The following is an 18,961-nucleotide window of genomic DNA, read 5'->3' as shown; positions in this document are numbered from 1 at the left end:
TATTTTACTTGGGGAGTCTTACTTTTATTCTACTTTCCCAGCCATGCACCATCCTTAAATAAGAATTCCTGCAATAATACTAAGTCGTCAGGAACGACATGGATCATCCCCTCTCCCGGCACATCAATTTCTGCAATCATAAATAATGCCAACGTAGTTAATGAGGGTAGAATGAGGATCAGCCAATTTTTCCCTTTAGTACCTCGAATGTTATAGCCAATAAGCACGTTCGAACAGATAGCAAAAAAGATGAGGAGAAACCAAGTCGCATTGGGAATTTGATGCCGCCAACTTGCCATTGTTTTTTGTTGGGAAAGATAAAGATCGCTAAATGCAGTAAGTACCGAGGCAACAACTGGGTTTGGCGATTGATTTGCTTCTTTGACAGCGATTTCCCAAAGCTGGTTTTGTTTCTCCAGAGAAACCATCCGCCATTGACTATTTTCATCACTGATCCCTGATTTGAAGAACTCAATACGTGCTTCTAAATATTGCTGCAAAAGGTGAGAGGCTTTATTTCTATCATCTGCATTTAACAATTGTGCGCGTTGGTATGCCGTTCCAATTGCAATCGCTTCATTTTCTTCTGTTTGTTGGCGGTTATTATAGCCATTAATAGAAATAGAGAGCACAAAGCCAATCAGTAAACCTAGCAGAGATAAAATTGCCCCCAGGATAATTTTAGCTTCATCATCTGCAACTTCTTCATGAGCCGACTTACGCTTAAAAATATATTTACCAATATAAGCAGATAAAATTAATAAAACAAAAGTGATCACAAATAAAAGAATCGAATCTATTGGCGAATCATTAATCAACTCAGAGATATTAAACATCATTTAAACTCATCAGATTTATTTCCTGATGATATACCACGATTACGAGATAACTATCTAGCAAGGAAACTCTAAAATAGGATATTTAGATAAGATCACTAAATCATTATCCAGTAATGACTTAAAATGTGTAATTTTCAGTGTGGCTTGCTTTTTGTTTAGCATTAAAAGACATTAATTTGACTTAAAGTTAAAAAGAAAGCGAGATATATAGTGCCTATATGATCATATTGATTTTTTTAGATGAAAAAAGTACACCTTTTATTGAGCTGGGAATAATAGTTGGCGACCAACGGATAAAAAAGCCTAAAACTCGTTCAAATAAGGGCCATTAATTCAATCATGATACTTCCAGAGAAATTTTGCCCCAGCTTTATAAAAGAGAGCTTATTCTCTAGATTTCTTGTAGATTTAATTCAGGGAGCCAACCTTGCTCTTGTGAATCTAATTTTTCACACCAAACCCATCCATTGGTTTTTTGATATCCAATAACCTTTTCCTGAGGCTCCACATTCAGTTCCAATGCGCTGTAGCTTTCTTTAGCAATTCCCGTAGTTACGCCAGTTAACTCGATTAATTGTTTAGGAACCCAGCCACTTAAACCATTACATGAACAAAAGTACCAATTGTCCCAACCTTCATCTCCTACATATTTTTCGCCGACCACCAGCGGGTCTCCCGCTGAAAAATGGATAGGGTTAGGATACTCCGATGTATGGCTCCTAATCACAATAAACTGTTTTTTCATTACGTTACCCAGAGTTTTTTGTCTTTAATTATCATAGTAGAAGACTATAGCCAATTTTATAAAGGATCAAATTGACACATTAAAACTCTATAGCATAAATATGCTCACCATCCAAAATTTTATTGGTAAATTTAAAACCATGATTCATATAAACTTTTTTTGCAATATTATTTTCATCATCTAAGCCCAAAGAAATTCTATTTACCCCACTCCCTTTGAGGTACTTGATAATCGCAAAGAAAGATTGATTACCCAACCCTTGTCCTATAAATTTATGATCTAACATAAAGCGGCAAATAAAAGCTTCTTGTGGTTTATCCTCTAATATTTTATACATAAAAAAGCCTATCAAGATCTCTCCCTGATAAAGCGCATGCGGTTTATACTCAGGATAAAAATGAGATTCAGCAATTGAAAATGCATTGCAACATACGTACTCCTCTAAAACAGTAGCAATACCATCCTTATTAGAGGTTAATTCCCCAACATCCCAAAAATTGAATTTATCGACAGCACGGATTTGTATCATAAATTACCTAACGCTATTGTTACGTTGCATTATCAAGTGATGCGTTAACCACTGAAATTAAATTTGGCGAGTTTTCATCCAAAATTTGAATATTATTTTGTTTAAATAGTGCAGCACAAACTCCCATGCCTGCTTTTAGTGAACCATTGAACTCACCGCTATAAATTTGTTGGCTTCCACAAGATGGGCTATTGGCCTTAAGAACAACAAGACTGATATTTAAATCTTGCACTTTTTTGAGTGCTATTTCCGCACCTCGAACAAAAGCCTGTGTAACATCAATGCATTGGCTATCTATAATCTTAGCTTGTCCTAATAAGACATCTTCGCCATTGCCACCGACTATTTCTGCGGGTGCTCTGGGGGTTGGTAGCCCGCCAAAAACTTCAGGGCAGATGCTGACCACCTTACCTGCTTCATAGAGTTCTTTTAAGGGGGTGTAGAGTTGATGCTGACCATCATACCTTACACAAAACCCTAATAAACATGAGCTTACTGCTATCACTTTGGCCTCATCCTTCTCTCTTTCATCTCAGAATTTTTGCATTTAATATCACCATAGCGGCTATTAAACTTCATTTAATCCACTCTCTTCGCGCCAGTAATGCTTATTTTACTTATAAAAAAACCAGCTCTACTTTGCATAAAGCTGGTCTTAGTTAAAAAAAATATTCAGACTAAATTATTGACTACTGCGCATATCCATAATCATTTTGCCGTCGTAATCAGCACCAACAACAATATTAGGCACTTCGCCTTTATATTTGTGCGCTTTAATCTGTTCAATCTCTAACTGTTTCCAATTGATCATTTCACGGGTAATTGTGCGCTGTAATATTGCATTAGACTCTGATTCTTTTTGTGCTGCATATAATTTTGCATCCGCCTCTTGGCGCATTGCAAATGCATTTGCCTGCGCATTACGCTCTCTAGCAATCGCTTGTTGCTCCGCCGACTCACGTTCTGCTTCTGCAATGACAACTTTCTTCTGCGCTAATTCACGTTCTTTTTCTGCTTCAGCTTTTGCTTGGTTAATTTGCTCTTGGCGCATTTTAGTATTAACCACTTGTTCCTGAACCACCTCTGGTAAGGTAATATCTTGGATCATAATTTCTTTAATCGTGTAACCATATGGCGATGCATAACCTTGAATTGCATCTCGAATGGAATCTTGTAATTTCCTCTGTGTATCTGCGGTATAAAGATCTTGGGCATTTGCCACGTCTTTACCAAATTCTAAAATTGTTGAGATCAGTTTTTGGCGCACATATTTATCCAACGCCTCACTTTCAGTACCACCATTAATACGTAATACGGGCGCTTTTGCACCATCAAATTGCAGCATAACAGTAATATCAACAATTGATTTCAGTTTATCCTGTGAAGGAACCCTAAGTTCCTTTAATGAAACACGAATATCTTTTGTTGAGTATGTGTCGAAGTTAGTAAATGGGTTAATAGGAAAGTGCAGCCCGGCATCATATGCCACCGGATCAACTTTCCCTAAAAATGTACCAACTTTTACAGACCCATCTTGAACAATGGTATATGAGTTAATCCCAACAAGCCCAAGAACAAGCAGCACTGCTGCACCAATAACCAATTTAACCATCGATTTAAATTGCATGAGTAGATCCCTATCTGACAATAACTAATAATTATAATAAAACGTCTATTGTCGCTACTCCCCCGCTAACTACAAGTTACAAAACTCCTAAACTGCCAAATAAATTAAGAAAAAGCGTTTATTTTACAACCCAAATTTGTTTGTTATATAGGTCTTCAGTTTATTCGTCCATTCATAAATAAAAAAACATTAAATACCTGAAATAATACTGGCCTACTATTTTTATATTAAACTAATAATTATATTTAAAATACACCCTGATGCTGGCTATAAAAAGATTAAACTAACTTGTGACAACTCCCACTAGTCACTTCCTGCTCAAACTGTTCATCTCTAAGATTATACCAATCTATAGCCTCTTTGATTAAAGCCTCAGTGGCATCGATAAATTCATCCGGTGATTTTTCAACTAATTCTTCTAAAATTAATGGTATCTCCGTGCATCCCATCACAAATTTATCGACACCATCAGACTTTAGCATATTAATATAGGGGAAAATTAACTCTTTTGCTTTATCAAGATCACCTGCTTTGTAAGCAATAATACTTTGCATTATTTTATATTGATTTACCTCATCAGGGACAATACATTCAACATTATTAAAGCTGAGTTTATCTTGATATAATTTCGTACGTATGGTTGCTGTTGTTGCCAATAAAGCCACTTTTTTAATTTTATTATTAATAATACTTTTACATGTTGCATCAATGATACTAATAAAAGGAATTTTCACTTCCTTCATTAGCTCCTTATACCAATAATGTGCTGTATTACAAGGCATAACAATACAAGAAGCCCCTGCACCCTCAAGTATTTTTAATGAATCTATCATCGCAGGTAATGGTGATGGCCCATCATAAATAATATTTTCCGTTCTATCTGGAATATCAGGAATAGAGACAATAATGACAGGTATGTGCTCCTGATCTTTAGATGCTTTAGTATTATTGATTAATTTAGAAAATGCATCTGCTGTTGCACCTGGTCCCATTCCCCCTAACATACCTAATATTTTTTTCATAACCCCTCCCATCAAATTAATAATATAATCGCATAATGCTCTCCTTTCGTAATTGCAGAGTTTCTATAAGTTATGCTAAATTTGCATAGGAAATAAATAACTATAATCATAAGAGGATACAATGATAAGTAATCTCGAAATTAAATGGTTGCACGATATTGTTGTTCTAGAAGAATGCCGCAGTTTTACTTTAGCAGCAGAAAAAAGAAATATATCTCAATCATCTTTTAGTCGCAGAATTCAATCTATCGAATCCTCCGTTGGATTTGAAATATTTGATAGAAACACCAATCCATTGCAGCTCACACCTCAAGGGAAAAGTTTTATTGTTTATGCTAGAAACTTACTTGATGATGTCTATTTTCAAATAAACAGAATTAAAGGTATCGATAACGATAAACAGAAAATTAATATCTCAGCAGCACATTCACTTTCTGTTTTTCTTCTTCCAGATTTCATTTCCCAGTTCTCACAAAATATTGATAAAATTTTCTTTGTCGAGTCAATCAATGTTGATGAAGCCGTTCATAAACTAAAAGAAGGACAAAGTGATTTTATTTTATCCTTCTATAATGAAGAATTAATGTCCTCACCATTTCTACATGCAAAAATTCTTGAAAGCCGTTTACATCTTGTTTCACTGTGCGATAAAAACAAGAAACCTATTTTTGCATTAGATGGTACAACACTACCTTTAATGAAATACACCGATGAAAGTTATATGGGGAGGCAAGTCAACCAGCTAATGGACAAATCTTCCGATTTGCCTTTTGAATTATCATTTGTCTCATCAATGAGTGACGTCCTAAAACGTATGGTGCTCAATGGAAGTGGTGTGGGTTGGTTGCCAGATTTTTCAATTAAAAATGAACTTGAGAGAAGTGAACTCGCTATCCTAGATAGCACGCTTTCCATCACGATGGGGGTTTATATCTATCGAACAGAAGCAAGACTCAATATTTCATCTGAACGTTTTTGGCAGTTTATGCGCAAACAAACAAGTAAATAATATTTTGCTATTAATCTGAATAAACAAAACCCTTCTAAAGTTAACCAACTCAGAAGGGTTTCAATTACTAAACAACCTTAAATTCTATGGTGTTGATGTCACTTTTTCATCAAGTATCACATCTAAATCTTCTTTTAAACCGCCCTTTCTTTCTTCTAACTTGGAAATAACTGCCGTAGAAATGCTGTTACCAACAACATTTGTTGCAGTTCTTCCCATATCAAGGAATTGGTCAATTGCCAGCAACAACAGTATTCCAGCTTCTGGCAAGCTAAACATGGGTAGTGTTGCCGCAACGACCACAATAGAAGCTCGAGCAACACCCGCCATTCCCTTACTTGTTACCATCAGTGTTAATAAAATAAGAATTTGCTCAGTAATGCTCAAATCAATACCGTACGCATTGGCAATAAATAACACTGCAAATGACTGGTACATCATTGAACCATCTAAGTTAAAAGAATAGCCCAGCGGTAAAACAAAACTGGTGACTTTTTTAGGAACACCGTATTGGTTCAATGCTTCCATTGTTTTTGGATAAGCGGACTCACTACTTGCGGTAGCAAAAGCTAACGCAACAGGTTCACGAATTAATTTCCCTAAGCTAAATACAGATTTACCTAAGAATACGTAACCTGCAAAGAACAGCACACCCCATAATACAGCTAACGCAACATAGAAAAGACCAATTAATTTTCCATAGTCGTATAATAAACCGAGGCCTTCAACTGTGACCGCAGATGCAATTGCAGCAAATACCGCAATGGGTGCAAAGCTCATTACATAGTCTGTAATACGGAACATGATGCGTGATAAATCTTCAATTAATGTCACAATTGGGCTTTTTTTATCTTTGCAGATAAACGCAAGTCCCGAGCCGAAAAAGATAGAGAACACTAATATTTGTAAAATTTCGTTGTTTGCCATCGCTTCAGCAAAACTTTTTGGGAAAATATGGGTAATAAATGCTTTTAATGTAAAGCCAGAAGTATTTAGCCCACTATCAACCGCAACGGCAGGAACCGTTAAATTTAACCCCACCCCTAATTGGAATACATTAACAAAAACCATGCCAATTAATAATGAAATAACTGCTGCTGAAATAAACCATACCATGGCTTTAATAGTAATACTTCCAACAGAAGATGAACCTCCCATGGAAACAATACCAGAAACAATTGTAGCAAATACAAGTGGTGCAATAATCATCTTTATTAATCGTAAAAATACATCAGTAATAATATTTAGATAAGATGCAATATCTTTTGCTTCTTCCACTGATGCCGCATAATTATGACACGCCCAGCCTAGTACAATACCAAGCACAATCGCTATCATAATTTGTTTCATGAGTTTATGTCTATTCATTCGTACCCCTATTTTATTTATGTAAAATTATAGTTGGAGCTATAACCTTTTATCGGATGCGACTCTTGAGCCTGATTTGGATAGTTACATTTTTTTAACTTAAAGAGAAATGCAAATGGACTTAATCTTATGCAAAAATTGCATAACAAACAATTTAACCCCAACATATTGATTTAAAATAAATAAAAAAAGAAAATAAATTATAAAAATTTAACTATTGAGCTTAAAATTAAATTTATTATTTAAATTCAATAATAAAAAATCGCTCAAACCCGTAGCTTAAGTCAAATAAATCAGATCAAAATAAATCTGATTTTCTTTATTTAAACTCTTCACATGATAATAAACTATGGCTAATTTCATTTAATTTATGGCATAACATCAAAGCTTCCTGCATATCTTTTATATTGGTAAAAGCCAATAATAAAAAAGCACTTTCTTTTTTATTTATCAACCAATCATCTAAAGCTTCAACTTTTAATCCATGATATGTGGCTAATTGGGAAAATTGAGTTGCCGATATTCCATTGATAATTTTTACAATAATATGCATGCCACCAGCATGTAATTCCACTTCAAAAACATCATGCAATTTTATTTTTATCGCCTCTATTAAAAATGTTCTTCTTTGCCGATAGAGGTGGCGCATTTTACGCAAATGTCGGGAAAAATGCCCTTCTTGAATAAAAACGTTCGTAATCTCCTGCTGCCAACTTGGGCATTGATTTCCCATTATCATTGCAGTGGAATTGAAATGATCACGATAGGTGGAAGGAACAACAATATAAGATAAACGTAATGCAGGATACAATACTTTGCTAAACGTCCCACAGTAAATGACACGTTCTTCGCTATCCAGACTTTTTAGTGCGGGTAATGGACGACCTTGATAATGGAACTCACCATCATAGTCATCTTCAATAATCCAACTGCCTTGTTGGTTTGCCCACTCAAGCAATGCTAGCCTGCGTTCTAAAGTTAATGTGACGTTTGTTGGACTTTGGTGTGTTGGTGTAACGAGCGCAAATTTAGCTTCTGGTGCGACTTTTACTCCCTGTTTAACATTAATTCCTTGCCCATCCACGCTTACAGGTATCAACTTTAGCCCTATTTGCTGTAAAAAATCACGCGCTATATGGTAGCCTGGTTCCTCAAACCAACCGATATCTCCTACTGCAAATAAGCTTTGAGCAATTAATTGTAAACTCGCACGATGGCCAAAACTGATGAATATTTGTTCTGGGGAGCAGTTAATTCCTCGCGATATCATTAAATAACGCGCTAGACCTTCCCTTAACTGCCTTAATCCTTGGGCATCAGGGTAACTGAGCAAATCAAAATGGCTATCTCGTAATATTCTTGCAGAAATTCTGGCCCATAACTTATGAGGAAACGCATCTAACGCTGGAGTACCTAATTGAAAGGGGGAAACCGTATAACCATTAGAACTTTGTTTTGGACAATTATTTATCAGCGCTGCCTGATTAGAACCTTTCTCTTCAAGATTCAAGTCTTCGGATTCTTTAGAACGATTTGTTGGGAAGTTTTTTATCGTTTGGGAAATAAAGGTTCCTTTAGCCCCTTTTGTTTCGAGTAGCCCTTCACTAACCAATAGCTGATACGCTAATTCAATCGTACCTCGAGCAACATTGAGTTCACTCGCTAATACTCTTACCGCGGGCAAACGCTGTCCAGCTTTTAGTTGACTATTTTTAATTCCCTCATGAATTCGCTGATAAATTTGCTGGTAAATTGGTGTATTAATATTGGTATCAATTTTTAAAAACATATTATCTCCCAATGTACTCACCTAAAACTTGTCCCAGTAAAATTGGTCATTCTTGTCCCTTTTACCTAGGCCAAGATACCTTTAAAATTAAACCATAACAATCATTGTTACTGTACTTTGCATTTTATCTACTGAATAAATATATGAGGAAACACCATGAGCGCACTTAGATTAGCGTATAACACATTATCTCCAGAAGCCTATAAAGGGCTAATTGATTGTAAAAATGCCCTCAATAAAAGTGGATTAGGTAACGAACTGATTGAATTGGTTTATTTAAGAGTTTCACAAATAAATGGCTGTGCGTTTTGCCTTGATATGCATGCGAGTTCATTACGTAATTCCGGCGTAAGCAATAAAAAAATTGATACCCTAGCAGGCTGGCAAGTAAGCCACCATTTTAGCGATCCTGAACGTGCTGCATTAGCATGGACTGAAGCGGTAGTTAATATTGCAGAAAGTGGTACTCCAGATAGCTTGTTTAATGAACTGAATCGCCATTTTAGTGATGTACAAATTTCTGACTTAACCATTGCTATTGGCTTAATGAGTGCATTTAATCGCATTGCGATTGCATTAAGACAATAGCTAAGACTTACTGTAAAAAAATGAGTTTGCCCCTAATATAGGAAGCAAACTCATTTCAATACTCTTAAATTAATTGATAAAAACTATTTTTCTTCATCACGTAAAGTCAGTACTTCATAGCCCTCTTTTGTCACTAAAATGGTATGTTCAGACTGGGCTGATAATTTTTTATCCCTTGTGACAACTGTCCAGCCATCTTTTTTTGTTTTAATTTTCATACCACCTTGGTTGATCATAGGTTCAATTGTAAAAGTCATTCCTTCTTTTAGCTCTGCACCTTTACCTTTAACGCCATAGTGTAATACTTGTGGATCTTCATGCATTTCGCGGCCTATACCATGTCCACAATACTCACGGACTACACTGTAACCTTTTGATTCTGCATAATGCTGAATAGCTGAACCTATATCTCCCAGCGTTGCACCAGGCTTAACTTGTTTGATCCCCTCCCACATTGCCGCATACGTATCTTTAACAAGTTTACGGGCGAGAGGAGAGGCATCGGGCATAACATACATTTTACTTGAATCAGCAATAAAGCCATTTTTTTCTAATGTAATATCAACATTAATAATATCTTTGCTTTTCAAGATCTCATCTGTTTTAGGTACGCCATGGCAAACCACTTCATTTAATGAGGTATTTAGCACATACTGGTAGCCATATTGCCCTTTGCTTGCAGGGCGTGCCTGTAATTCATCGACAATATAACGCTCAACTTTGTCGTTTATTTCCATCGTGGACATACCTGGCACAATAACTGAATCAAGCATTTTAAATACATTGGCCAATAGTCTTCCAGACTCACGCATCAGTTCAATTTCTTCTGCTGTTTTAATTGTAATATTAGTCATGAACTTTTCCTTTTGCCTCAGATAGCTCTTTTTCTAGCATCTCGTTGATTAACATTGTAAATGTCTTATCCGGATTCAATTCAGCCTGCATGCCTATTTTTATCCAAAACTCAGCTTGTGAGTTTATTGAACGCGACATCACTTGACTTGCATGACGCAGATAATCATGCAGTTCATCTGAAATTTTTACGATCCCCAAAACACCCTCGACAATACGAAATATATATGAATTATTATGGATCATATAATAATGCTATCAGAAAGCAAACCTAAGGCGATTTGAATAGCACAAGCTGCATGAAAAATATCAGATGTTTTTCCATTAACTTTCTTAAGATGAATCCGCCGTCAAAGTATTTATATTGTTAATCAGCTATTATCAATATGCAAAATTTAACCTTGTTCGCCTATTGATCTTCACCCCTAATACTCATGTTAGGCGAATACAAATTAGCATCTACTTATAATTCTAAATTCGATTACAGCATGGACTCATTAAATGAAAGCTGGAGAAAAACATGTATAATAAAATCTTGGTACCTATTGATATTACAGAGAAAAGTTTAGCCCATCTTGTTATGTCGCATATCCAATATTTGGCTGAATATGAAAATGCGCATATTCATTTTTTAGCCATTATTCCGACTGTGCCTTTTTACACTACGATGGGTTTTGGTTTTGCAGAAAAAGCAGATAGCGAGCAAGAAAATGTGACTAAGCAGCTTGCTGAAATCATCCAAGAATTTAATATCCCAACAAATAAGCATAGCGCTCAAGTTTTAATGGGTACACCAAGAGATGAAATCTTACGTGTTGCTGAAGAAATATCTGCCGATTTAATTGTCATTGGCTCAAGGCGACCTGGCATGTCCACTTATTTCTTGGGTTCCACTGCGGCGATGGTCATTCAAAACTCAAAAATCTCTGTTTTAACTGTCCGTTAAATTATCATTCCTATTAGTAATAAGGCAGCTATCTGATTAGAGCTGCCTTATTTTTCACGCTAATCCTAATTACAAAAATGTTGACTTGCATTACCCTGCTTTACTAGCAATTTTTCAATCAAGGAATGTAATGAAAAAGTATTTTCTCGGAATTAGTATCGCCATTAATATTGTATTAGTCGTGGCTCTCCTTGTCGCTATTGTCATGTTTTTCAATATGAAAAATAAAGTTTCCACTCTTATTGAGCAAGTTCAATCAGGGGAATATCTAGAACTTGTTAAACAAAACTCTGAGCAACTCATTCCTAATGCAATAAAAGAGTTACAGACTATCGAGATGAGTGATAAGCCTTGTGAATATTTTTACCAAAAAGTGGATACTGCGGTGGAATACCTAGGCAACAATCCTAGTATTACTGGAGCTGAAATGTATGCAAGCCAATTATCTGCACTTAAAAGCACTATTGATAAGACGCCTTCACTTTTAAAAGATAAAGCCTGTAAAAAAGGAATATCAAGCTTTAACTATATTATTGAAGCAATGCAATCTAACGAAGAATAACCATTTAGCATCTCTTTATATTATACCGTTCTTCAGAGAGCCAATTCATCTGCGCCTTTAGGTTAACGGTAAATTGCAGGTCATCCACGAAAGGTTCTAGAGCCTGATCTAAAAAATACTGTAACTGCCTTTTTTGTGTTGGATAACGCAGTACTATTTTTTGCACATAATCCTCAAGACTGTCAGGCCAGTCTTTGTCTTCCTCTTTACGTAAAAGATCAGTAGAACGGATTAACTTCCTAGCAGCCGCTCTTTGCAAAAGTTTTCGCTTAGTTAAATCATTGCAGGCGCTAATTTGATTAATATAACCATTTAGTACATCGACAAAATCACCATTTATCGCATCCACAATTTTCCTTGAAGGCATAAATAGCATAAATTTTCGACTTAAGTCATCACCATAAAGACAGCGACAGTGGTGTTTTATCCAATAGCCCCAGCTATATAAATTAGCCTCATCCATAACCTCCGAATATGTGCCAATATCAAAATCAACCTTACTAATCACTTGGTAGTTCGAAGCCAAAGCCTCTTGCAGTTGCACTAGTTGAAATGCTTCCGTTTGACTGAGTGGTTGATTAACGATGACACAGAGGTCAAGATCAGATTTGTATGGGGTTGCTTGCCCTTTCGCTACGCTCCCATAAATATAAATACTGTGGAGATCCTTGTTTAACAAAGTTCTAAGACGATCGATTGACGCCGTTATTACTTGCTGAAATTCTGATTGATAAGGCTGTTCTTCAAGAACACGAATATAGCTATGTGTATCTAAAGCCATTAGTTAACCATTACTGTTTGCAGGAATTCTTACGACCTTAACACGTCTAAGCGCAAATTCAATTACTGCTCATAATTGAATAAGTGGCACCACCAAGCTGGCGCTAAATCAACGAATGAATGATATTCTAATTGCAAAGCTAACTGAGAAGGCTCATCCAGCACCCCAGTTAACAATGCAACCGTAGGTTCATCATCAATAGCTCCCAATGAGCTACCACACTTAGAGCAAAATGCTCGGCTCGAATAATCAGATGACCGGTAGATTGCAGGTTTCCCACCCTTTCCAATCCACTCAACATTTTCAGCCGCGAACTCTAACCATACAGCCGTTTGTGCACCAGTATGTTTTTGGCAAATATCACATGAACACGAGTGAATATTACGAGGTGATGTTGCCTGAAAACGAATATCTCCACAAAGGCATCCGCCAGAAAGCGTTGTTTTCATAAACCTCCTTAATTTAATCACTGATCTAGAATTCTAAAATTAACGTCTCAGTCTGCACTAGCCATTCATAATACCCGATAACTTCTCGATCATTTAACCAACGGGAAAGCATATCTAACATAAGCATCACACTGACTTCTTGCTTTTCTTTCTTTGAATGATTATTCGGTAAATAATGTATTCTTTGCGCATAGCATTTTTCTGGGGTTGATAATGCGAAATTTAAAAATTGACCATCAAATTCCCCTACCGCTAATCCTAGAGGCGCTAATTGGTCTTTAGCGATATTTTTTGCACGGTCGATTAATGTTGCGAGTGTTTGCTCTGAGTCATTCCCAACCACATGGCTGATATTATTTAAAGCGCCTTCTGAACTTAGTGTCCAACTTAATAACCCTGCACTGAACTGTTCACTCACTGCGACTTTTAATTGCCTTTCTTGTAATTGTTTGCTGATTTTCTTAGCAAAGCCTTCAGTACCTTCAAAAATTAAGTTATCTCCAACACCTTGCTTAATGCTGTGCCATTGTTGCTCCATAAGCGCTTTTTGAGAAGCAGGCCCTGTCAATTTTAATTCAATGATTGGCATTGAGGAGCGATAGCCTAACACACACCCCTTAGGCATCTCTATTGAGTCAAATTGCTTTGCCAAACTGCTTTCACTACGTCCAAAACTGGTTAAACGTAAGCAAATAGGAGGTTCAGGTAAGGTAAATTGCGCCCTCAATCGTGGCAGTATTTGGTCATTAACCATAACTTTAAACTCAGACGGCACGCCAGGGGTAAAGAATAACAAACAGTTGTTAAGCTTTATCGAAAACCCACAAGCCGTACCAACTGGATTATCAATTAGCTCTGCATTTTTAGGGAGTAATGCTTGTTTTCGGTTCGTTTCAGGCATCACTCGTCCACGGCTGATAAAGTAGCGCTCCATGACTTCAATCCACTGCGTATGCTCAATCAATGGTTCACCAACAGCTTTGGCAGCGGCTAATGCACTGAGATCATCACTGGTTGGCCCAAGTCCACCATTCACAATTAAAACATCCGCATACTGGCTACGTTCTAAAAAGGCATTAACTAAGCTGTCTAGATTATCGCCCACAGTCGTTCTTGTACTTAAAGGGAGGCCTTGTTGGAAAAAACAATCTGCCAACCATGCCGCATTGGTATCAATGATTTGGCCATGTAGAACTTCATCACCGGTGCTTAGCATCTCTACAACTAACATTCGTAACTTCCTTTATCACAAAATAGTATTCTAACGCTAAATTACCCTATTACCTCGACGACTAAAATCAGTATTTTTAACTCAAAGAAAATGAATAATTAAAAATACAATTTAATAGTCGTTATAGAAAATGAATTGTTTAAGAAAATTCTCACCATAATGCTTCATAAAACGTCTATAGTCATATAGGCAATTGAATAATTTAATTTTTTCACAGCAATAGATAAGGCTAATATGTTTAAAATAAACCAATTAAAATCTGTCGTATTTTTTTCTTTTGCACTGGCTATTTCTGGCTGCCAAGTTGGCGGGTTATCCAGTTCAAGTTCAAAGTTTGATTCACTCGAAGAACTTAAGGGAATTGAATTTCCGTCGACTAAGGCACCAAAGGGAATTGCGGATGGTGCATTTGAAACGGAATATGACAGTGGTAAACCCGAATTAAAAACGTGGATCCGTAAAGGTTGCTTTGATAAATACCTAAAGAGTTACTATAAAAATGGTAAAATAGAATCTGACATTAGCCTTAAAAATTGTCAAGTTGATGGCTTAGTCCGTACATATCATGATGATGGACGTATTGATATTGAGCTGACAGCAGCGAATGGTAAATTATCAGGTCCATTTAAAATTTACCACAACAGCGCAACTAATAAGCCCCATATTGTAGGAACCTTTAATAATGGTGAGCTTGTGGGCAAAATTACTGAATACGATGAGAATGGCGTTGTGGCGACTAAAGGTTATTTCCGTGATGGTGAGGTTTATTTAGACCAATAATTGTCAATCCCCGAATGCTGTTCGGGGACATTCCTCTGAATATCAATCCGATTCCTTTCCTAGCAGATTTACACACGATACGCTTACCGCTATTATCCCAATATCGCCCATTCCCTGATAAAAAAATTAAGATATCCATTTATGATAAATCCAATTTTGGTTTCACTTAACCGAACTGATTACATTAGGTTCAGTCGTTATTGTTTTAAAAACCAATATTTTTCGAAAAAGAAAACCAGCAGCTTGCCCTTTACTCTTTTTATACTTTTTTTTATCGTCGCCTGTGCCTCTGCATTTAAGTATTTTCAAGCGACATTGCCAATAATTTTTATTTCTTTTTTGTTGGCTGTATTACTCTTTATTACCTTTGCTCTACGAATGGTACAAAGCTTTAATAAAGCTATTCCCGATGACGACGGTTTTTTGTTTTTGGAACGTGAATATCAGTTTGATGATGAAGGAATACACGAAACCAGCGCCCAAGGTTCTTCATCGACAAAATGGAGCGCAGTAAAGTTTATTCAAACAGATGGTGATTTATTGTACTTGTTTTTAGATAGGGTCTACGCCATCATCATCCCCGCACGTAGCTTTATATCAGAAAATGAAAGCCAACAATTTATATTATTTGTTAAAAGTAAAATTGCCTGACCGCTAGATTAGTCAATAAAAAAACCCGCATTTATGTGCGGGCTTTATATCTAAAATGAATGATGTATGGTTTATTAAACCAGTTCAGTCACTTCAAAGTTAACTTCACCACTTAAATCTGCATCGTAATCGACGCCATTTAAGCCAAAACCGAATAAACGCAAGAATTCAGCTTTATAACCTTGGTAATCGGTCAACTCATTGATATTGTTATCGTTAAGTTTTTCCCAAATTTCGCGACAAGTATTTTGAACGTTATCACGTAATTCCCAATCATCTAGACGCAAACGGTGTTTTTCATCGGTATCTGGTGCAGTACCGCTGAACAGTTTCGTTGCGAATAAGCGTTGAATTTGTTCTATACAACCTTCGTGAATGCCTTGTTCTTTCATGATTTTAAACACGATAGAGATATATAATGGCATAACAGGAATAGCTGAAGACGCTTGCGTAACCACTGATTTTAATACTGCAACGTAGGCTGAGCCGCCTTTCGCTTGCAGCTTTTGGTTAATTGCTTGCGCAGCGCGGTCTAAATCTTCTTTAGCTTTACCTAAAGTACCGTGCCAATAGATTGGCCACGTTAAATCAGTACCGATATAGGAATAAGCCACTGACTGCGCATTATCAGCCAGAACACCAGCTTCATCTAACGCATTCATCCACAGTTCCCAGTCCTGGCCGCCCATCACTTTGACAGTATCAGCAATTTCTTGCTCATTCGCAGGCTCAACAACCGCTTCAATCAATACGTCTTTGTTAGTGTCTAACGCAACAGACTTGTACGGCTCGCCTATCGGTTTCAGCGCTGAACGCACGAGTTCCCCCGTTTCTGGCATTTTACGCACAGGAGAAGCCAGTGAATAAACGACTAAGTCGATTTGGCCCAAATCTTGTTTAATTAAATCAATGACTGTTTGACGGCACTCATTAGAGAAGGCATCACCATTAATGCTTTTTGCATACAAGCCTTCTTCTTTGGCAGCCTTGTCAAATCCAGCTGAGTTATACCAACCGGCTGAACCTGTTTTGCCCTCACTACCCGGCTTTTCAAAAAATACGCCGATAGTTGCCGCACCACTGCCAAATGCAGCATTGATACGAGAAGCTAGACCGTAACCGGTGGATGCACCAATAACCAGAACCTTTTTAGGCCCATTTTTTAATTCGCCACGAGATTTAACATAGGCGATTTGCTCACGAACATTGGCTTCACAGCCAGCTGGGTGAGCTGTAGTGCAGATAAAACCACGAATTTTAGGTTTGATAATCATAGTCATTCTTTCTTGGTAGCTAACAATCAGCGTCTAATATACCTGATATTCTCCATTTACTTAAGGCTGGTGGAAAATAAACATGGTGAACAGACCAGTTTTGTCTATTTTAAGTCCTTTAATGCTTCAATCACACGTCTTAAGGATTCCAATTCCCTTTCTAACTCACTCGTTTTTCCACGTGGATAGTTATCATAAATACGAGTTGCCCCTGAACGGCTGTCATAACATTTGTCTTCGATTTCATGAATTTTTTGCTTTATTTTGGCAATTTTGTGCCTATTTTCATGGTGAGATAGATGGCGTAGCTGCTTTTCTAACTTTATGATTTTCTTTTCACAACTAGAATAATGTGACCCTGCTTGGGACGATAGTGGGATTATCGTTAACAATAGTGCGAGTACCAGCGTCTTTTTCATGTTTTTCTCGGTGGTCATAAAAATGATGATATTGAGTTCATCATCATTCCCTTTTTCCATCTACGGGAATTTTCTTAGTTAAGATTTAGAGATAACATGATGAAAAAATTACGCATTTTTAATCAAATTAAGTGCTTTTACTTAATTTTATTTTTCGTAGCAGTATCTTGCAGCTTATTTGGAATTAAATTATAAATAATCATGACAGAGTAAATAATATCTTTTTTGTCATGAATCTTTTTAAAATGGGAATTACTGACGATCCCCACCATTATTTGCATTCCATTATGCTCATATACTCGTTTAAATGGCGTAGTTTCATCATCAGATATTTTATCTAAGAAAAAAGAATCGCGTTTATACCGTTCGATTGTTTTCTTTGGAATGCCATATTTTTCATACATCCTTTGATTAATTTCATCATACTCAGCCAAGATGACGCCTTGATCACGACTATCTTTTCCTTGAGCCGAAATCAACATCAAAGTATTTTCCTCTCGAGAAAACATCAATAAAAACATCCGCCCTTTGACGGTTGGCGTATTTGGTGTTGAGCACAACGCACCGCTTTCTTGAAATTCAGTACATTGTAACCCAACTAAATTCAATCGCTTTAAATCAGCAGGTGTTTGCCCCCACTTAAACCCGTAGGGCGCTTCCAGTTTGTTTGAACTACAACCCGCTAATACAAAAACAAGTAAGGTAATTAAAATCCTTTTTATCATTACTTAACACATCCCAATTAAGTCATCTAATTTGATACTATCAAAAACGGGTAATTAATCAAAAACAACATCGTCTTTATCAAATTAAATGACCTGACTGAACAGTAATTACCTTATTTTAGTGTTCAATTATCCTTTTTTTCTTGTTCTTTCACTTCAGCCATTGCAATTTCTTTTAGCCAATCTGCTAATAATGGTTTTGTTTTTACTGCGTCTAATAGCGCTCGCTCGTGCTTTGTTAAACGCACAACCACAACTTCTGTTTTCATATGTGACATAGCCAGTCTTTCTCTTAAAAGTTGAATAATGACATAAAAAACTGGCAGAACGGTCTGACTTACGGATTTTTACACGATTTTTGTGTTAATTTACATAGAAAATACTTTATTTGGAATCAATCGTTTGAATAATAGCGAAGAAAAGTATAGATACAAAAAAACCACCTTAAGGTGGTTAATTGTCAAACTTAACAATGTTAAGAGTGATGGTGCCCAGGGCGGGACTTGAACCCGCACAGCCTAAAGGCCGAGGGATTTTAAATCCCTTGTGTCTACCGATTTCACCACCTGGGCCAAATTGTATTTTCTCTTTCGAGAGGGATAAGTTAGCTCACCCGTTAATCAATATACTGGAGTAGACGCTCGTATAAAGATCCTTACTGCTCAAAATAAAGTGAACTAAAAACTCACTTACTTCAAGATGGTGCCCAGGGCGGGACTTGAACCCGCACAGCCTAAAGGCCGAGGGATTTTAAATCCCTTGTGTCTACCGATTT

Annotated in this window: 23 protein-coding genes and 1 tRNA gene; 6 read left to right on the top strand and 18 right to left on the bottom strand. The window is 36.7% G+C overall.

What is annotated here, in order from left to right:
* Positions 1–29: 29 nt before the first annotated feature.
* From AC4IFT_RS19660 to cuyB, 6 genes are all read right to left on the bottom strand, one after another.
* Positions 30–836 (bottom strand): bestrophin-like domain, encoded by an 807-nt coding sequence (locus AC4IFT_RS19660; protein ID WP_490736492.1) that lies wholly within the window; start codon positions 834–836, stop codon positions 30–32.
* Between the two features lie 394 nt (positions 837–1,230).
* On the bottom strand, positions 1,231–1,584 hold the full coding sequence (locus AC4IFT_RS19655; RefSeq protein ID WP_490736417.1) for an SH3 domain-containing protein: 354 nt from the start codon (positions 1,582–1,584) through the stop codon (positions 1,231–1,233).
* 79 nt (positions 1,585–1,663) lie between these two features.
* Positions 1,664–2,113, bottom strand: a complete 450-nt coding sequence (locus tag AC4IFT_RS19650; RefSeq protein ID WP_490736415.1) for a GNAT family N-acetyltransferase — start codon at positions 2,111–2,113, stop codon at positions 1,664–1,666.
* 19 nt (positions 2,114–2,132) lie between these two features.
* Positions 2,133–2,618, bottom strand: a complete 486-nt coding sequence (locus AC4IFT_RS19645; RefSeq protein ID WP_490752394.1) for a 2-thiouracil desulfurase family protein — start codon at positions 2,616–2,618, stop codon at positions 2,133–2,135.
* 177 nt (positions 2,619–2,795) lie between these two features.
* A complete protein-coding gene (locus AC4IFT_RS19640) occupies positions 2,796–3,740 on the bottom strand; it encodes an SPFH domain-containing protein (RefSeq protein ID WP_490736411.1) in 945 nt (314 codons plus the stop codon).
* A 278-nt stretch (positions 3,741–4,018) separates the two neighbouring features.
* Complete coding sequence (cuyB, locus tag AC4IFT_RS19635) at positions 4,019–4,762, bottom strand: cysteate racemase (protein ID WP_490752388.1); 744 nt, start codon at positions 4,760–4,762, stop codon at positions 4,019–4,021.
* Positions 4,763–4,883: 121 nt separating this feature from the next.
* Here cuyB and AC4IFT_RS19630 point away from each other — a divergent pair, with 121 nt between their 5' ends.
* Positions 4,884–5,771, top strand: a complete 888-nt coding sequence (locus AC4IFT_RS19630) for a LysR substrate-binding domain-containing protein (protein ID WP_490736407.1) — start codon at positions 4,884–4,886, stop codon at positions 5,769–5,771.
* 84 nt (positions 5,772–5,855) lie between these two features.
* On the opposite strand, the gene AC4IFT_RS19625 is transcribed toward AC4IFT_RS19630, so the two are convergent.
* Positions 5,856–7,139 carry a dicarboxylate/amino acid:cation symporter gene (locus AC4IFT_RS19625; protein ID WP_490752385.1) on the bottom strand — a complete coding sequence of 428 codons (1,284 nt, stop codon included), beginning with the start codon at positions 7,137–7,139 and terminating at the stop codon, positions 5,856–5,858.
* A 319-nt stretch (positions 7,140–7,458) separates the two neighbouring features.
* The gene (gene pdxR, locus AC4IFT_RS19620) at positions 7,459–8,928 is read right to left on the bottom strand and encodes a MocR-like pyridoxine biosynthesis transcription factor PdxR (RefSeq protein ID WP_490752383.1); all 1,470 of its coding nucleotides are present in this window, start codon (positions 8,926–8,928) and stop codon (positions 7,459–7,461) included.
* A gap of 156 nt (positions 8,929–9,084) precedes the next feature.
* Between pdxR and AC4IFT_RS19615 the strand changes: the two genes are divergently transcribed.
* Complete coding sequence (locus AC4IFT_RS19615; RefSeq protein WP_490736401.1) at positions 9,085–9,516, top strand: carboxymuconolactone decarboxylase family protein; 432 nt, start codon at positions 9,085–9,087, stop codon at positions 9,514–9,516.
* Positions 9,517–9,599: 83 nt separating this feature from the next.
* On the opposite strand, the gene map is transcribed toward AC4IFT_RS19615, so the two are convergent.
* Both map and AC4IFT_RS19605 read right to left on the bottom strand, forming a co-directional pair.
* Entirely contained in the window at positions 9,600–10,370 is a 771-nt protein-coding gene (gene map, locus AC4IFT_RS19610) for a type I methionyl aminopeptidase (protein WP_490736399.1), read from the bottom strand.
* Positions 10,363–10,569, bottom strand: coding sequence for a ParD-like family protein (locus AC4IFT_RS19605; protein WP_490752444.1), 207 nt, complete (start codon positions 10,567–10,569; stop codon positions 10,363–10,365). The genes map and AC4IFT_RS19605 overlap by 8 nt, the downstream gene beginning before the upstream one ends.
* Positions 10,570–10,888: 319 nt before the next feature.
* On the opposite strand from AC4IFT_RS19605, the gene AC4IFT_RS19600 reads away from it, so the two are divergent.
* The gene (locus tag AC4IFT_RS19600) at positions 10,889–11,314 is read left to right on the top strand and encodes a universal stress protein (RefSeq protein ID WP_490736397.1); all 426 of its coding nucleotides are present in this window, start codon (positions 10,889–10,891) and stop codon (positions 11,312–11,314) included.
* Positions 11,315–11,444: 130 nt separating this feature from the next.
* A complete protein-coding gene (locus AC4IFT_RS19595; RefSeq protein WP_490752380.1) occupies positions 11,445–11,876 on the top strand; it encodes a DUF5339 family protein in 432 nt (143 codons plus the stop codon).
* A 4-nt stretch (positions 11,877–11,880) separates the two neighbouring features.
* Here AC4IFT_RS19595 and AC4IFT_RS19590 read toward each other — a convergent pair whose 3' ends face one another.
* The 3 genes from AC4IFT_RS19590 to AC4IFT_RS19580 form a co-directional block, all read right to left on the bottom strand.
* Complete coding sequence (locus tag AC4IFT_RS19590) at positions 11,881–12,657, bottom strand: nucleotidyltransferase domain-containing protein (protein ID WP_490752378.1); 777 nt, start codon at positions 12,655–12,657, stop codon at positions 11,881–11,883.
* Between the two features lie 62 nt (positions 12,658–12,719).
* Positions 12,720–13,106 carry a GFA family protein gene (locus AC4IFT_RS19585; protein WP_490752375.1) on the bottom strand — a complete coding sequence of 129 codons (387 nt, stop codon included), beginning with the start codon at positions 13,104–13,106 and terminating at the stop codon, positions 12,720–12,722.
* A 25-nt stretch (positions 13,107–13,131) separates the two neighbouring features.
* Positions 13,132–14,337 (bottom strand): nicotinamide mononucleotide deamidase-related protein YfaY, encoded by a 1,206-nt coding sequence (locus AC4IFT_RS19580; protein WP_490752373.1) that lies wholly within the window; start codon positions 14,335–14,337, stop codon positions 13,132–13,134.
* Between the two features lie 234 nt (positions 14,338–14,571).
* On the opposite strand from AC4IFT_RS19580, the gene AC4IFT_RS19575 reads away from it, so the two are divergent.
* The gene (locus AC4IFT_RS19575; protein WP_490736388.1) at positions 14,572–15,117 is read left to right on the top strand and encodes a toxin-antitoxin system YwqK family antitoxin; all 546 of its coding nucleotides are present in this window, start codon (positions 14,572–14,574) and stop codon (positions 15,115–15,117) included.
* 141 nt (positions 15,118–15,258) lie between these two features.
* Entirely contained in the window at positions 15,259–15,768 is a 510-nt protein-coding gene (locus AC4IFT_RS19570) for a YcxB family protein (protein ID WP_490736386.1), read from the top strand.
* A 74-nt stretch (positions 15,769–15,842) separates the two neighbouring features.
* On the opposite strand, the gene fabV is transcribed toward AC4IFT_RS19570, so the two are convergent.
* From fabV to AC4IFT_RS19545, 5 genes are all read right to left on the bottom strand, one after another.
* Positions 15,843–17,042 (bottom strand): enoyl-ACP reductase FabV, encoded by a 1,200-nt coding sequence (gene fabV / locus AC4IFT_RS19565; protein WP_490752371.1) that lies wholly within the window; start codon positions 17,040–17,042, stop codon positions 15,843–15,845.
* A gap of 104 nt (positions 17,043–17,146) precedes the next feature.
* A complete protein-coding gene (locus AC4IFT_RS19560; RefSeq protein WP_490736382.1) occupies positions 17,147–17,521 on the bottom strand; it encodes a DUF1090 family protein in 375 nt (124 codons plus the stop codon).
* Positions 17,522–17,598: 77 nt separating this feature from the next.
* On the bottom strand, positions 17,599–18,186 hold the full coding sequence (locus tag AC4IFT_RS19555; protein WP_490736381.1) for a hypothetical protein: 588 nt from the start codon (positions 18,184–18,186) through the stop codon (positions 17,599–17,601).
* A gap of 125 nt (positions 18,187–18,311) precedes the next feature.
* Entirely contained in the window at positions 18,312–18,464 is a 153-nt protein-coding gene (locus AC4IFT_RS19550; protein ID WP_490736379.1) for an MbeCy, read from the bottom strand.
* Positions 18,465–18,671: 207 nt separating this feature from the next.
* Positions 18,672–18,758, bottom strand: a tRNA-Leu gene (locus AC4IFT_RS19545).
* Positions 18,759–18,961 lie beyond the last annotated feature (203 nt).

Source organism: Providencia sp. UF-183 (genome assembly GCF_058246155.1).
Note: the sequence above shows the minus strand (reverse complement) of the source record. Positions and strands in the feature narration are given on the sequence as shown.

What these genes read in the sequence shown, in the direction of transcription:
- AC4IFT_RS19660 (WP_490736492.1), bottom strand. Translation starts at nt 836, where the DNA reads ATGTTTAATATCTCTGAGTTGATTAATGATTCGCCAATAGATTCGATT.
- AC4IFT_RS19655 (WP_490736417.1), bottom strand. Translation starts at nt 1,584, where the DNA reads ATGAAAAAACAGTTTATTGTGATTAGGAGCCATACATCGGAGTATCCT.
- AC4IFT_RS19650 (WP_490736415.1), bottom strand. Translation starts at nt 2,113, where the DNA reads ATGATACAAATCCGTGCTGTCGATAAATTCAATTTTTGGGATGTTGGG.
- AC4IFT_RS19640 (WP_490736411.1), bottom strand. Translation starts at nt 3,740, where the DNA reads ATGCAATTTAAATCGATGGTTAAATTGGTTATTGGTGCAGCAGTGCTG.
- cuyB (WP_490752388.1), bottom strand. Translation starts at nt 4,762, where the DNA reads ATGAAAAAAATATTAGGTATGTTAGGGGGAATGGGACCAGGTGCAACA.
- AC4IFT_RS19630 (WP_490736407.1), top strand. Translation starts at nt 4,884, where the DNA reads ATGATAAGTAATCTCGAAATTAAATGGTTGCACGATATTGTTGTTCTA.
- AC4IFT_RS19625 (WP_490752385.1), bottom strand. Translation starts at nt 7,139, where the DNA reads ATGAATAGACATAAACTCATGAAACAAATTATGATAGCGATTGTGCTT.
- pdxR (WP_490752383.1), bottom strand. Translation starts at nt 8,928, where the DNA reads ATGTTTTTAAAAATTGATACCAATATTAATACACCAATTTACCAGCAA.
- AC4IFT_RS19615 (WP_490736401.1), top strand. Translation starts at nt 9,085, where the DNA reads ATGAGCGCACTTAGATTAGCGTATAACACATTATCTCCAGAAGCCTAT.
- map (WP_490736399.1), bottom strand. Translation starts at nt 10,370, where the DNA reads ATGACTAATATTACAATTAAAACAGCAGAAGAAATTGAACTGATGCGT.
- AC4IFT_RS19600 (WP_490736397.1), top strand. Translation starts at nt 10,889, where the DNA reads ATGTATAATAAAATCTTGGTACCTATTGATATTACAGAGAAAAGTTTA.
- AC4IFT_RS19595 (WP_490752380.1), top strand. Translation starts at nt 11,445, where the DNA reads ATGAAAAAGTATTTTCTCGGAATTAGTATCGCCATTAATATTGTATTA.
- AC4IFT_RS19590 (WP_490752378.1), bottom strand. Translation starts at nt 12,657, where the DNA reads ATGGCTTTAGATACACATAGCTATATTCGTGTTCTTGAAGAACAGCCT.
- AC4IFT_RS19585 (WP_490752375.1), bottom strand. Translation starts at nt 13,106, where the DNA reads ATGAAAACAACGCTTTCTGGCGGATGCCTTTGTGGAGATATTCGTTTT.
- AC4IFT_RS19580 (WP_490752373.1), bottom strand. Translation starts at nt 14,337, where the DNA reads ATGTTAGTTGTAGAGATGCTAAGCACCGGTGATGAAGTTCTACATGGC.
- AC4IFT_RS19575 (WP_490736388.1), top strand. Translation starts at nt 14,572, where the DNA reads ATGTTTAAAATAAACCAATTAAAATCTGTCGTATTTTTTTCTTTTGCA.
- AC4IFT_RS19570 (WP_490736386.1), top strand. Translation starts at nt 15,259, where the DNA reads ATGATAAATCCAATTTTGGTTTCACTTAACCGAACTGATTACATTAGG.
- fabV (WP_490752371.1), bottom strand. Translation starts at nt 17,042, where the DNA reads ATGATTATCAAACCTAAAATTCGTGGTTTTATCTGCACTACAGCTCAC.
- AC4IFT_RS19560 (WP_490736382.1), bottom strand. Translation starts at nt 17,521, where the DNA reads ATGGAAAAAGGGAATGATGATGAACTCAATATCATCATTTTTATGACC.
- AC4IFT_RS19555 (WP_490736381.1), bottom strand. Translation starts at nt 18,186, where the DNA reads ATGATAAAAAGGATTTTAATTACCTTACTTGTTTTTGTATTAGCGGGT.
- AC4IFT_RS19550 (WP_490736379.1), bottom strand. Translation starts at nt 18,464, where the DNA reads ATGTCACATATGAAAACAGAAGTTGTGGTTGTGCGTTTAACAAAGCAC.